Raw genomic sequence first — 14,168 nt, forward strand, 5'->3', positions numbered from 1 at the left:
TAGACCATTTGAAAAGTATGATAAGTTAAAATTTCCGGAATATGATTCACCCACAGTTTCCATAATTATTCCTGTTTATAACCAATTTGAATATACATATAACTGTCTTAGTACAATTCTGAGCAATAGCTGGGGAGTACAGTACGAAGTTATAATTGCTGATGACGTATCAACAGACTACACGACTCGTTTATCAGAAATAGCAGAGAATATAAATATAGTCCGAAACTCAGAGAATCAAAGATTTCTGAAAAACTGCAATAATGCGGCAAAGCATGCAAAAGGCAAATACATATTATTCCTGAATAACGACACTCAGGTACAGCAGGGATGGCTGAAAAGCCTAGTTGATCTTATTGAGAGAGATGACAAAATTGGAATGGTTGGTTCCAAACTGGTATATCCTGATGGAACACTTCAGGAAGCAGGCGGTATCATTTGGGGTGATGGGCATGCATGGAATTATGGTAATGGAAAGAATCCCCTTCTTCCGGAGTTTAATTACGTGAAGGAAGCAGACTATATTTCAGGTGCCTCCATCATGATAAGAACAGATCTCTGGAAAGAAATCGGAGGTTTTGATGAACTCTTTGCTCCGGCGTACTGTGAGGATTCTGATCTTGCTTTTGAAGTAAGAAAGCATGGATACAAGGTTATGTACCAGCCTGAGTCCCTGGTAGTTCATTTCGAAGGAAAATCGAATGGTACGGATACTTCAACAGGAATCAAGAAATATCAGGTTGAGAATTCTGAGAAACTTAAACAGAAATGGGCAGAAGAATTCAAAAAGCAGTCCCAGACAGAATCAGATCTTTTCCATGCAAGAGACAGAAGTCATGGAAAGAAAACAATACTAGTGGTAGACCACTATGCTCCCGAGTTTGATAAGGATGCAGGGTCTAAGACCACCTGGCAGTATCTTCAGATGTTTATTTCTCAGGGATACAATGTAAAATTTATCGGAGATAACTTTGCAAGAAAAGAACCATATTCAACAGCACTTGAGCAGATTGGTATAGAGATTCTGTATGGTCCGTGGTATAGGGATCATTATGAAGATTGGATAAGGGATAATCAGGAAAACATAGACTTTGTATATCTGAACAGACCTCATATTACAGAGAAATATATTGATTTCATAAGAGATAACACTAATATCAAATGCATCTATTACGGACACGATCTTCATTTCCTAAGAATTGGTCGCGAGTATGAACTAAGTGGTGATACGAAGCTCAAAAAGGAAGCTGAGGAATGGAAGAAAAAAGAACTTGATATCATGCATAAGGCAGACATTAGCTATTATCCGTCTCAGATAGAAATCGATGAGATACATAAGATTGACCCTTCTATAAAAGCAAAGGCTATAACTGCTTATGTTTATGAGTCCTTCAGAGAGAAAAAGAATCTAGATTTTGCTGTGAGAAAAGATATTCTATTTGTCGGAGGTTTCGGACATCCACCGAATGAAGATGCTGTAAACTGGTTTGCCACGGAGATTTGGCCGGATGTAAGAAAAGAACTTGGAATATCTTTCCATATTGTTGGATCAAAGGCTACTCCCAGGATAGAAAAACTATCTGGTAAGGATGGAATAATCCTTGAGGGATTTGTTTCTGAAGAGAGGCTCATGGAGCTATACGATACCTGCAAGCTGGTTGTGGTTCCTCTTAGATATGGAGCAGGAGTTAAGGGTAAAGTTATAGAAGCTCTGTACTATGGAGCACCTATGGTAACAACCTCTGTTGGAACAGAAGGTATTCCTGATGTAGAAGACATTATAGAGGTTGCTGATGATGCTAAACAGTTTGCGAATATGGTAATCAGTCTGTATAATGACAATGCCCGACTTTCGGAGATATCAGATAAATACAGCAAATACGTGCGTGATCATCACAGCATAGATGCTGTATGGAATATTATAAAGGAAGATTTTGAATAATGGTTATTACAAGAACCCCGTTTCGCATGTCCTTTTTTGGCGGCGGAACAGATATGGAAGATTATTTTAAGGAAAACAAGGGGGCTGTATTATCAACAACCTTCGACAAGTACTGCTATGTTAATGTACGACATCTCCCGCCGTTTTTTGATTACACATCTGAGTTTGTGTATGCGCAGATTGAGAGAGTTAAGGAACTAAGTGATGTTGACCACCCGGCCATAAGAAATGCTATGGATATGATGGATATGCATGAGCTGCGGCTGTCCTATGAAGCGGACCTTCCGGCACGAAGCGGACTTGGAACCAGCAGTTCCTTCGCGGTTGGAATGATAAATGCATTCTATGCACTTAAGGGCAAGTACGCTGATAAGAGACAACTTGCTGATGATGCAATTTATCTCGAGCGAGTCCTTTGTAAAGAAGCAGGTGGCTGGCAGGATCAGATAGCTGCCTCATTCGGCGGTCTTAACAGAATCAACTTTAACGCAGACGGATATGAAGTACTTCCAATAATCATATCTCCCGAGCGTAAAAAGACATTGAATGATAACATGATGATGTTCTTTACAGGATTCACAAGACTTTCATCAGAGATTCAGAAGGCTGCAACACCGGTTGCAGATAAGAAAAAACAGCTTTCAGAGATGTACACACTTGTTGATGATGCGGAAAAAATACTTGTCAACAAAGATGCAGATTTGGATGAATTCGGTAAACTTCTTGATTATACATGGAAACTTAAGAGAAGTACCGGGAGCAACGTATCCACCGGAAGAATAGATGAGTATTATGAAAAGGGAATAAAAGCCGGCGCACTTGGCGGAAAGCTACTTGGAGCAGGCGGCGGAGGATTCCTGTTATTCTACGTTCCTGAAGAGAACAGGGAAAAGGTAAGGGAAGCAATGAAAGATCTTCTCTATGTGCCTTTCAAGTTTGAGGATGAAGGAACAAGAGTAGTTTATTATAAGGCTGAGGATTACGATCCCGAGAAGAGACGTGGCCTCTAATTAAATGTGAATTGGAAGGAATAAGTTGTGAAAGTAGTTATAATGGCAGGTGGCAGAGGTACCAGAATCGCTTCTGTTAATTCTGAAGTGCCAAAGCCAATGATCCCCCTTGCAGGGAAGCCGGTACTTGAATATGAAGTAGAAGCATTAAAGAGACAGGGACTAACAGATATACTCCTTATCGTTGGATATCTTGGAGATGCTATACGGGAATACTTCGGAGACGGCAGCAAGACATCTCCTGTTACCGGAGAATCCTTTGGAGTAAATATTGAATACTTTGTTGAGGATAAGCCACTGGGAACAGCAGGGGCATTATTTGCGTTAAAGGACAAACTCACAGAGGACTTCCTGCTTCTTAATGGCGACATCATATTTGATATTGACTTTGACAGGTTCATCAAAGCCCATAAGGACAGAAACGGTCTTGCTACTATAATTACTCATCCTAATAATCACCCTTATGATAGTGGAATCATCATCGCTGATGAAAATGGGAAGGTACTGAACTGGCTTCATAAGGAAGATCCAAGAACCTGGTATAGAAACAGAGTCAATGCTGGAGTACATATCTTATCACCCAAGATAATGGATAAGTTCACCTTCGAAGAAGGCGAAAAGGTAGATCTTGATAGACAGATACTAAAGCCCCTTATAGCAGATGGTGAGCTCTATATTTATGACACGCCGGAATTTATTAAGGATATGGGAACTCCTGACAGATTCTATCTAATTGAAAACGACATAAAGTCCGGAAAAGTTGAGCAGAAGAATCTGAAACATAAGCAAAAAGCTGTATTTCTCGATAGAGATGGTACAATTAACAAATATATAGGATTCCTTAGGAACATAGATGAATTCGAACTCCTGCCGGGAGTAGCAGAAGCAGTCAGAAAAATTAACGAATCAGGATATCTTGCTATCGTTGTCACCAATCAGCCTGTTATCGCAAGAGGTGAAGTGACTTATGATGAGCTAAACGAGATTCATAACAAGATGGAGACACTTCTTGGACAGGAGGGAGCATACCTCGATGCGATTTATTACTGTCCTCATCATCCGGATAGCGGATTTGAAGGCGAAGTCAAAGAACTAAAGATAAACTGTGAATGTAGAAAGCCAAAGCCCGGAATGTTACTTAAGGCAGCAGAGGAATACAACATCGATCTCTCGGCCTCATACATGGTAGGAGATGGTGAAAATGATATCACTGCAGGTAATGCTGCAGGTTGTAAAAGCGTTCAGATTGGCGGTGAAGTAGATTCACTTCTCGCATTTGTAAATAAATACCTTTGATGGAGTAGGTAATGATATCTAGACTTAAAGAAATAATAGAATACAAAGACATGATCTACAGTATGGTAAAGCGCGAGCTTCGCGGTCGTTATCAGAAGTCAGCCCTGGGAATGCTCTGGGCTCTTCTTTTTCCTCTTTTTCAGATTGCTATCTATACCTTTGTATTTGGAGTAATCTTTCCAAGTTCAATAGAGAACTATTATATATATCTAACAGCAGGAATTGTACCTTGGACATTCTTTAGCGAAGCTGTAGGACAAGGGGCAGGGTGCATAGTAAATAACTCAAATTTAGCAACTAAGATATACTTTCCAAGGGAAGTGCTTCCTATATCAGCAGTACTTGCAAAATTCATAAATATGCTGCTAGCTTTTGTAATAGTATTCCTCTTTATTGTTATCGGCGGTGTGGGTATTAATCCAGCAGCAATATGGTTCTTACCTATAGTTATGATTGCAGAATTTATACTTTGTCTTGGATTTACACTTTTGTTTTCTGCAATTACTGTATATATAAGGGATATGGAATATATTGTAGGAATTCTCATGATGGCATGGATATGGGGAACTCCTATAATGTACAGTATGGATAACCTTCAGCCAATAGTTAAGGTTATTTTGCTGTGCAATCCTATGACAAGCATAGTGCAGAGCTATCATGCAGTTCTTTATTATAAACAGTTACCTGATACACTTTACACTGCCATTACATGGGGAAGTGCGATCATTATATTAGTAATTGGAGAGCTTGTGTTTGCTCATCTTGAAGGTGATTTTGCGGAGGAAATGTGATGAATGCAAATATAAGTAATCCCGAAAATGCTATCGAAGTAAGGAATGTGCATAAGTTCTTCAAAGTCTATGAAGATAAAGGAACAATGCTTCGTGAGCGCATTGTAAATATAGGTCGCAATAAATATGAAAAGCGTGAAGTCCTTAAAGGTATTAGTTTTGACGTTAAAAAAGGCGAAGCAGTTGCCCTTATCGGACGAAACGGATGTGGTAAAAGTACCACACTTAAGATGCTTACAAAGATCCTTCGTCCAAACGAAGGAACAATAGCTGAGCAGGGTAGAATTTCCAGCCTTATCGAGCTTGGAGCAGGTTTTCATCCTGATCTCACCGGAAGGGAAAATATTTATATTAACGCCTCAATTTTCGGAATTAAGAATAAAGAAGTAGATAGAAGACTAGATGATATTATTGCATTCTCAGAACTTGAGCAATACATAGACAATCCTGTAAGAACCTATTCTTCGGGAATGTATATGCGTCTTGCATTTGCGGTAGCAATAAATGTAGACGCTGATATTCTTCTTGTAGATGAGATCCTTGCAGTTGGTGATCAGGCGTTCCAGACGAAATGCTTTAACAAACTTAGAGACCTCAAAGCAAACGGTATGACAATAGTTCTTGTATCACATTCTATTGGACAGGTTAAGCAAATCTGCGACCGAGTAATATGGATAGAAGATGGCCTTATAAGAGACGAGGGTCCTGCCAGAAAGATCTGCGATGACTATCTCAATGATATGGAACTTAAGCGCCTCGAGAGAGTAGAAGTAGAAGCTAAGATGCGTGATCAGAAAGAAAAAGAATCTCTTGAAAATGGGGAACTTTCTCAAGAAGAAAAGAACATCATCCAGGAAAAGCTTAATAATAGCATGAAATGTCAGAAGATATGCTCTCAGTGTGGACCGGATGCAAGAAGATCCGGAACCGGTGAAGCGGAGTTTACGGACGTTATTATGGTTAATGAAAAAGGTGAACCATGTACTCGCTTTGCTACAGGAGATAAGCTGTCTATAAGAATAAAATTCAAAGCAAATGATACTAGTAAGAATCTCAACTTTACTTTTGGAATAACAAGAAGTGACTGGGTATATTGTTATGGCAATGAGATGCAAGAATGTACAGGGCATACTATAAGTGGTAAGGAAGCAGGAGAAGTAGTTCTTACAATCAATAAGCTCAATCTCCTAAAGGGTGCATATTTCCTTGATTTCTGGATTCAGGATGAAGCGGGTGTAGAAATAGATTGTATCCATAATCTTATTGTTATGCATGTAGAAGAAGATACAGGAAAAGACCATGGCATAATGGGAATGGACCACGATTGGGAGATACAATAATCAATTATGTGTTAAGGCAGCTAAGAGAGATGTTTATAAGACTTGAAATAGCCTCGCATATATGGAGCTTTACAGAATGAAAAAAATACTTCAAATATCAAAATATTATTATCCAGAACTAGGAGGAATTGAGAAAACAGCCAAATCTATAAGTGATGCTGTGCAAGGAAAATATGAAATGCGAGTAGTCTGCTTTTCCAGGGAGAAAAGCAATGCTATTGATATAATTGATGGTGTAAAAGTTTCCAGATTTGGAAGCGTTAAAGTTGCTTCACAGCCGTTATCAGTGTCCATTGGTGCAAAGATTAAGCATGAGCTTAGGGAATACAAGCCGGACTATGTAATTGTACATGAACCGGATCCTTTTTTGACTTTTTGGGTTTTAAAATATATTTCTAATGAATCGAAGCTTATTACATATTGGCATTCTGACATAATAAAGCAAAAAATAGGTGAAAAGCTTTTGAGGTCTCTTTATTTTAAGGAGCTTAAAAGAGCATATAGAATAGTTGCAACTAGTCCAAATTATATAGATGGCAGCCCATATTTATCGCGTTTTAAGGAAAAGTGCATGGTGGTTCCAAGTTGTGTTGATGAAAAAAATCTTATTCCATCAGATACCAGTCATAAAATGGCTATGGAAATAAGAGAGAAGAATAAAGAAAAAATAATATGCCTGGGTATAGGAAGAGTTGTTCCCTATAAGGGATTTGAATACCTTGCTCAGGTTGCCAGATTGGTAGATGAACGATTTGTATTTTTTGTATCAGGTTACCCAGGTTCTTCGACAAACAGAATAAATCAGGACACAAAGGATTTGAGTAATTTTACCTTGCTTGGTGCGACAAGTGATGATGTTCAGAAGGCTTATCTTGAGGCTGCAGATATATTCGTATTTCCATCTATTACAAAGAATGAGGCATTTGGTCTGGGGCTTGCAGAGGGGATGTATTTTGGAAAGCCTGCTGTGACCTTCTATATTAAAGGATCCGGTGTTAACTATGTTAATTTAAAAGACGTAACCGGATTAGAAGTTGATAATCGCAATGTAGAAAAATACGCAGAAGCTCTAAAGATGTTGGCGGATGATGAAGGCTTAAGAAAACGGCTAGGAGAAGCCGCTAAAGCTAGAGTGGAACATAATTTTCTATATAAACAGTACAAAGACAATATAATGAAGGTTTTTGAAATATAGGATGATTGATGAAAAAGTGCATAGCAGTTGTTTGTAACAATTATGGAAAATCTTATGATGGTATAGGATCGTATAGTAAGGTCATTTATGAAGACAGCATAAAAAACTTTGATGTGAAGATTTATTCGTCAGATTGTAAAACAGATCTAAATGCATTTGGTAAGATGTCCGAATTTGGAATGGTTAAGCAGGTTAGACAGCTTGCTAAAGATATTAAGCATGGAAATAAGTATGATGCGATAGTAATCGAATATCCATTTGCAGAATGGAACCCATTGATTCTTTACAGTTTTTTTTCGATTTCTCAGATAGCGAAAAAAAATAGTATTAAAATCATTACATCTGTTCATGAATATGGCAGGCTTAATACACTAAGAAAATTTGTAATAGAATATCTATGTTCTATATCCGATGCGATTTTTGTGTCAAATCAAGAAATGGGAGAATCTATAAAAAGATTTTGCCCATATTATTTTGAGCGTGCGATACCTACAAATATTTATTCGGACAATTTAGAGTTTAATATAGCTAAGAAAAAGAATAAATATGTGTATTTTGGGCTTGTGGGAAAGACAAAAGCGTTTGATGAGATGATTGAAGGTTGGGATAGATTTAACAAGGGTGGGGATAACACGTTATATATCCTATCTGGTTCTAAAATAGAGAATATTGATAATCATCTAGGAATACAATATTTTTATGATTGCCCACCGAAAAAAATTATTGAGATAATGAGTGAATGCGCATTTTGCGTAGTTCCGATTAGACCATTTATTGATGAGAAAAATGCTACTTTTAAAACGGGATGTTTAGCTGGATGTATATGTATAGGGAAATTTGATGAGAAGTACCGTGGTCTTGATTTTGTTGTTAATATGAACAATTATTCGCCTGAAGAGTTCGAAGATGTATTTGAATTGTCAAAGAAAATATCAGATGACGACTTAGAAAAAAGACAAAAAATGGCATATGAGTATGGAAAGCAGTATGCACCTCAAAATATTGCTAAGATTGTAGAAAAAAATGTTATGTATGTTATAGATAAAAGATAAATGCTTTATCATTTAATGTATTGATATTTAGAGATGATATGTAGGATTTTAAATAATGAATAGAATAGTACATGTAGACAAAAGACTTTTATCTATAGTCTTTGCTGGAATATGGATACTATTTCCATTGAGAGATGCGATTGGTTTTTATATAGGACAAACGCCGATTAGACCAGCAGAGGTTTGGCTTATTATTTCGTGCACTTTGCTATGTGTATGTATGAGATTGAAATACGAAAAGTATGAGTTAATGCTAATAACCTTTATTAGTATTAATCTTGTACTAACAATATTAGGGGTACTAATAAGTAATGGCATAGTTTTATCTTTCGCGATTAAGTATATAGCTAGAAACATAGTGTATTTGGCAGTTTTAATAATATTTCTTGGAACGGGTTATCAAATAGATGATATATATATTGATAACTTGATGAAATATACAGTAATAATCCAGGCTATTGCGTGTGTTTATAGAATAGTATTTAATAAATTTTTATATTTAGGAAAAATAATTAATGCCTACGAGTACTTCGATGCAAATTTTATTGAAATAGCTCGATATGCATTACCTAGGCTCAAAGGGACATGTTCTGAGCCAGGATATTTAGCACCCTTGATGGCAATGCTATTATACTATTTTATTTCAGTATATTTTAAGATAAGCGTTAACAAAAGAGAAAGAAAGAAAGCGATTATATATATAGTAATCATACTTGTAATTTCCTTATTTTCTTTTTCGAGCGCGGTATATGGAATGGATACGTTGGCATTGATACTGGTATTGTGCCAGAAAAATCCATTTATTCGAAAATATGTTGCTATCCTTATTGGAATAGTTGGGGTAGTGATTTTGGCTTTTATAATTTATGGGAATGAATCATTAAGAGTCGCTTTTGTGGATAATGTGTATAACAAAATAGTATCGTTTCTGTCTAGGAACAAAAATCTTGATTTTAACTATTCTGCTGTGGATAGAGCTCAACATTTGGATCATGCGATTGAGATGCTTTATAAAAACTCACCCATACAATATGTTATTGGAAGGGGAACAGGGGCATACTATTATAGCGTACAGTCTGAGATTGGATTTCTCCAAAATAATGTTAGTGAAGCTAATAATATATATTTGTCAACATTAACGGATAGAGGTTTGCTAGGTCTCTTATGTATTGTATTTGTCTTCATAATTGCTATTAAGAAGCGTATAAAACATGATATTATTTCCGAGACGTTATACATCGGTATAATGGCACAGGGAATACATTGGATTATTGTTGGTAATTTTTGGCTATATTATTTTTGGGTTGAAATACTTCTTCTTATCGGATATAAAAGATTCGTTATAAATAATCTCAACAACACGGAAGATTATACGGCAAGGAACTAGTTAAATGAAAGTAATGAAAGCTGCAATAGCAGAATATATAAATTTAGAAAATGAAAACAGTGAACCGGTAGGACATGCGCCTAAAGTGCTAGAAGAGTCAGCAGAGCTTTTAAAGAACAAATATAATATAACTGTTTTTTGTAGTGACAGTATAAGTAAAGATCTGATTCCTGAATATGAAGTTGTTAGTGTAGAGGGTAATTATCATAAAGGTAACAAGGCACTAATGTTTATTTCTCGATGGAAGAACCTTAATAAGATTTTTTCAACGGCAAAATACTATGACATAATATGGTTTACGAATATCGACTGGGTTCTTTACTTATATCTGGCATTGAAAAGAGAAAAACGGCCAAGTATTTTGGTTACATTATACCGTGATATTCTTGATGATATGAAGTCGTATAGTTCACCACTTCGAAGAATGCTTGGCAGAATTTGTATGCGGGCGGTGAACGATGTTTCTTTATATGTTGTAACTAATCCATCCTTAAAGCTTTTTGATAATCAGATAACGCTTCCGGACTTCTATTATTCTGAGAAATATGAAAAATATAAAGATGTAAAAAAGAAGGGCCAGATGGTTTGTTTAGGAGCTATGAGAGGCACCAAGGATTTAGAGGGAATTGTAAGGCACTTTTCCGGAACTGGATCAAAGCTATATATTGCCGGAGACTTTATGGACAAGGATGAATATAAGAGTCTGAAAGCTATAGCAGGAGAAAATATCACAATAGAAGACAGAGTATTACCTTTTGATGAGTATTATTCATGCATTGCGGAATCAAAATACACATTACTTCCATATAAAAAGGAACGCTATGAAAATGCAACAAGTGGGATATTGCTTGAATGTATTTTTCTTAACTCTATACCAATTGCTCCTGATTGGTTATTATCAAATAATAAAATATCAGGTATAGGGTATAGTAGAATAAGTGAATTGCCAACTTCGGTAGAAGGTCTTAATAAATTAGCTGAGAATTATCACACTGATTTAGATGCGTACCGGAAAGAGAATATTCAAGATCGACTAATAAAAACTATTGAGGAATATGTGAAGTGAAAGATATAAAGGCGTTAATAATTCTTGGATTATTCATTTTTATAAATCTATTTGAGGCATGTTTCTGTGAGTTTTCAAAGAAGCATGCCTCAAATAGACAAGATAGTGAAGCACAGTCAAATGGAGTAAAGCACGATAAAAGTGTTATCGTAAATCTTATTCTGGATATATATAGCTGGATCAATAGCTTTACATTCTTATATTTTAAGATTGTTGGTTACGTGCCTTCACATCATATACGTCTCTTCTTATACAGATATGTTTTCAGAATGACAATAGGAAAAGGCACGATTATTTATTATGGATTAGAAGCTAGAAATCCATGGAATATTACAATAGGAAAAAACTGTTCTATAGGTGACAAAGCTATTTTGGATGCCAGAAAGAATATTGTTATTGCGGATAATGTAAATATTAGTACGGGTGCTTGGATATGGACTGTTCAGCATGATGTAAATTCTGAATCATTTAGTACGACAGGACAAGAGAAACCAGTTTATATTGGGGAATATGCATGGATTAGTTCTAGAACGTCAATATTGCCGGGAGCAAATGTTTTAAAGGGAGATATTATTGCTGCTGGGGCTATTTTAACTAAGCCGTGTAATGAACATTTTTGTATATATGGTGGAGTGCCGGCTAAAAAAATAGGTTTGAGAAATGATATAGTAAAATATCGATTGACTGAGAAACATAGACATTTTTATTAATATGGAGATTAACTATGAATAAGGCTGTTTTGATTACTCATAAGGTTTTTCCTTTGGATTCTGGAGATGCACTATATAATTGGGGAATAATAGAACATTTTTCTACAGTTGTTGATTTATGTGTTTATACATTAATAGAAAAAGAGGGTTATAAATATAAAGATAGTAGCATAAAATATTATTCTGATTATAATTCTAGAAATTATTATTCCTCGAAAATGTATTTAGATTTAGTAGAATGTATAAGTAAAAACAAAATAAAGCTTATCTTAGTTAGCCATCATTTGATGTATTTATATCATAGGAAACTTAGAAAAAAGTTTCCAGAAGCTACAATAATATATATATCTCACAATGTTGAATATCTTAATGATAAAGAAAGGTATAATTGTGCATTAAGAAAAAAGGCGTGGAATGAAAAGATTATTTATTTTCCTTATTCCCAAATTAGAGTGTTTAGATCCTGGCTTATAGAAAAGGAATTGCTTACAAAGTCAAATGCTTATTTATCAATTTCAAAAACCGATGCTGAGATACATAAAAAATTATATAAGAGTATTGCTAAATGCTATTATTTAAAACCATTAATCAAATTCCCGAATACTTGTAGAAGCAAAGATAGACGATTATTTAAAAAAAAGATAATGATTTTGGGATCGATGAGTTGGTATCCAAATGTAAATGGCGTTGTTTGGTTCTGCAAAAATGTCATGAATGTTCTCGCAAGTGAAGGATATATGCTTTATATAATTGGTTCTAACCCAGACCCTGCAATATTACAATGCAAAGAAGAATTAAGGGACAATATAATTATCACGGGAAGAGTTGAAAAAGTAGATGAGTATTTTAATATTTGTGATATAAGTATAATACCTTTATTTGAGGGTACAGGTGCAAAAATTAAGTTGTTAGAATCGATGTGCCGAGGTATTTTGACTGTATCCACAAGTTATGCAGCAAAAGACTATGATATTTCCAACGAGATTGGAATTGCAGATTCAGGTGAAGAGTTTTTAAATCAAATTCATAAATTGGAAAATGATTTGAATTATAGACTATCAATTTATAATGGTATTAGTCAATATTGTGAAAACTATTTTTGTTTGTCAGAAGATATAAGCAAACTACTTGTAAATGAAAGTAAATAGATAGTAACTGGGGAATACAAAATGGAAGATAAGATAAAAGTATTGATTACGACTTTGTTTTATGACAATTATAATTACGGGGGAATACTTCAAGCGTATGCGTTATATCATATACTTGAGAATTTTGGTTATGCAGTTGAGGAACTAAATTATAATAGAACCGAAAAAAGGACTATTAATAAGAATTTAAGTAGAATTAAAAGACTGATCAATATAACAGTAGATCCCATAAATTATTTACAGAGAAGAAAACTAATTATTGGTCAATGTGAAATGGCGGAAAAATATAAAGAATTGTTTCCGACGGATCCAATAAAAATGGAATTTGATAAATTTATCAGTGAAGAATTTTTGGTTACTAAACTAGTATATCCAGACACAATTGATACATTGCCAAAATATGATTGCTATATTGTGGGTGGGGACCAAATGTGGAATCCTACCTGGTTTGATAAAAACTATTTCTTATCATTTGCTAAAGGAAAAAAAATAGCATATAGCTGTAGTATAGGAAAGGATAATCTAAGCAAAAAAGAAAAGAAAAAACTGAAAGCTATGATATCATCTATTTCTGATATTTCAGTAAGAGAAAAAAATATTTACGATTGGTTACAGCAGGAAAACGTTGAGTGTATGTGGGCGGTGGATCCTGTTTTTTTACTTACTAAAGAAGAATGGATAGAAGTTAGCAATAAAAGTAAAATATCATACGAGATAAAGACACCTTACCTCTTTGCATATTTATTAGGGGATGATACACTTGCACGTACAAAGATAAAAGCGTTTGCAAAAAAGAATCAATTAAAAATAGTTGCTATTCCACATGTGTGTAGACGATACAATGCGGCAGATGAGAATTTTGCTGATTATAGTTATATGAATGTTGGACCGAGAGAGTATATAAAATTGATTTTAAATGCGGCATGTGTAATAACTGATTCATTTCACGGGACGGCTTTTTCAATACTGTTTCACAAATCCTTTTATAGTTTTTGTAGAGTGGATGGAAAAAATGATATACCGATGAATTCAAGATTAGAGTCGATCTTATCCGAATACAATCTTACTGAAAGATTAGTGAATGTGAATGAAATTGATAGGCTGGATTTAGATGCTGTAAATTATGTTGTATCAGATCAGTATATTGAGCAGAGAAGAAAAAACTCAATAGTCTTCATGAAAAATGCAATAAATAAGAAATGATTTTTGTGAATAATTTGTCATCTGTGAT

At 35.1% G+C, this 14,168-nt stretch carries 11 protein-coding genes and 1 pseudogene; all 12 read left to right on the top strand.

Going from position 1 to position 14,168, the window contains the following annotated elements; all coding sequences use genetic code 11:
• Positions 1-13: 13 nt before the first annotated feature.
• Positions 14-1,942: pseudogene (locus G610_RS19645) on the top strand (glycosyltransferase); the annotation flags it as partial.
• Positions 1,942-2,952: a GHMP family kinase ATP-binding protein gene (locus tag G610_RS0104245; protein WP_026523791.1), complete on the top strand. Its 1,011-nt coding sequence runs from the start codon at positions 1,942-1,944 to the stop codon at positions 2,950-2,952. The pseudogene G610_RS19645 and the gene G610_RS0104245, both read left to right, overlap by 1 nt.
• A gap of 27 nt (positions 2,953-2,979) precedes the next feature.
• The gene (gene gmhB / locus G610_RS0104250) at positions 2,980-4,248 is read left to right on the top strand and encodes a D-glycero-beta-D-manno-heptose 1,7-bisphosphate 7-phosphatase (RefSeq protein ID WP_026523792.1); all 1,269 of its coding nucleotides are present in this window, start codon (positions 2,980-2,982) and stop codon (positions 4,246-4,248) included.
• Between the two features lie 11 nt (positions 4,249-4,259).
• Positions 4,260-5,039, top strand: coding sequence for an ABC transporter permease (locus G610_RS0104255; protein WP_035796896.1), 780 nt, complete (start codon positions 4,260-4,262; stop codon positions 5,037-5,039).
• Complete coding sequence (locus G610_RS19650) at positions 5,039-6,379, top strand: ABC transporter ATP-binding protein (RefSeq protein ID WP_035796899.1); 1,341 nt, start codon at positions 5,039-5,041, stop codon at positions 6,377-6,379. The genes G610_RS0104255 and G610_RS19650 overlap by 1 nt, the downstream gene beginning before the upstream one ends.
• Positions 6,380-6,455: 76 nt before the next feature.
• Positions 6,456-7,574, top strand: a complete 1,119-nt coding sequence (locus G610_RS0104265) for a glycosyltransferase (protein WP_026523794.1) — start codon at positions 6,456-6,458, stop codon at positions 7,572-7,574.
• Positions 7,575-7,582: 8 nt separating this feature from the next.
• Positions 7,583-8,626 (top strand): glycosyltransferase, encoded by a 1,044-nt coding sequence (locus G610_RS0104270; RefSeq protein ID WP_026523795.1) that lies wholly within the window; start codon positions 7,583-7,585, stop codon positions 8,624-8,626.
• A 55-nt stretch (positions 8,627-8,681) separates the two neighbouring features.
• A complete protein-coding gene (locus tag G610_RS0104275) occupies positions 8,682-10,013 on the top strand; it encodes an O-antigen ligase family protein (protein ID WP_026523796.1) in 1,332 nt (443 codons plus the stop codon).
• 4 nt (positions 10,014-10,017) lie between these two features.
• Complete coding sequence (locus G610_RS0104280; protein ID WP_026523797.1) at positions 10,018-11,079, top strand: hypothetical protein; 1,062 nt, start codon at positions 10,018-10,020, stop codon at positions 11,077-11,079.
• Positions 11,076-11,789 carry an acyltransferase gene (locus tag G610_RS21970; protein WP_051197610.1) on the top strand — a complete coding sequence of 238 codons (714 nt, stop codon included), beginning with the start codon at positions 11,076-11,078 and terminating at the stop codon, positions 11,787-11,789. Before G610_RS0104280 ends, G610_RS21970 begins: the two co-directional genes overlap by 4 nt.
• A gap of 14 nt (positions 11,790-11,803) precedes the next feature.
• Complete coding sequence (locus G610_RS0104290; protein WP_026523798.1) at positions 11,804-12,937, top strand: glycosyltransferase; 1,134 nt, start codon at positions 11,804-11,806, stop codon at positions 12,935-12,937.
• Positions 12,938-12,958: 21 nt separating this feature from the next.
• Positions 12,959-14,140: a polysaccharide pyruvyl transferase family protein gene (locus G610_RS0104295; RefSeq protein ID WP_026523799.1), complete on the top strand. Its 1,182-nt coding sequence runs from the start codon at positions 12,959-12,961 to the stop codon at positions 14,138-14,140.
• Positions 14,141-14,168 lie beyond the last annotated feature (28 nt).

Origin of the sequence: Butyrivibrio sp. MB2005, assembly GCF_000424285.1 — a bacterium.
In the GTDB taxonomy this organism is placed as follows: Bacteria; Bacillota; Clostridia; order Lachnospirales; family Lachnospiraceae; genus Butyrivibrio.

Bases quoted from the DNA above. Each gene is read 5' to 3' on its own strand.
- G610_RS0104270 (WP_026523795.1), top strand. From the start codon at position 7,583: ATGAAAAAGTGCATAGCAGTTGTTTGTAACAATTATGGAAAATCTTAT.
- G610_RS0104295 (WP_026523799.1), top strand. From the start codon at position 12,959: ATGGAAGATAAGATAAAAGTATTGATTACGACTTTGTTTTATGACAAT.
- G610_RS19650 (WP_035796899.1), top strand. From the start codon at position 5,039: ATGAATGCAAATATAAGTAATCCCGAAAATGCTATCGAAGTAAGGAAT.
- G610_RS0104245 (WP_026523791.1), top strand. From the start codon at position 1,942: ATGGTTATTACAAGAACCCCGTTTCGCATGTCCTTTTTTGGCGGCGGA.
- G610_RS0104280 (WP_026523797.1), top strand. From the start codon at position 10,018: ATGAAAGTAATGAAAGCTGCAATAGCAGAATATATAAATTTAGAAAAT.
- G610_RS0104290 (WP_026523798.1), top strand. From the start codon at position 11,804: ATGAATAAGGCTGTTTTGATTACTCATAAGGTTTTTCCTTTGGATTCT.
- G610_RS0104255 (WP_035796896.1), top strand. From the start codon at position 4,260: ATGATATCTAGACTTAAAGAAATAATAGAATACAAAGACATGATCTAC.
- G610_RS0104275 (WP_026523796.1), top strand. From the start codon at position 8,682: ATGAATAGAATAGTACATGTAGACAAAAGACTTTTATCTATAGTCTTT.
- G610_RS0104265 (WP_026523794.1), top strand. From the start codon at position 6,456: ATGAAAAAAATACTTCAAATATCAAAATATTATTATCCAGAACTAGGA.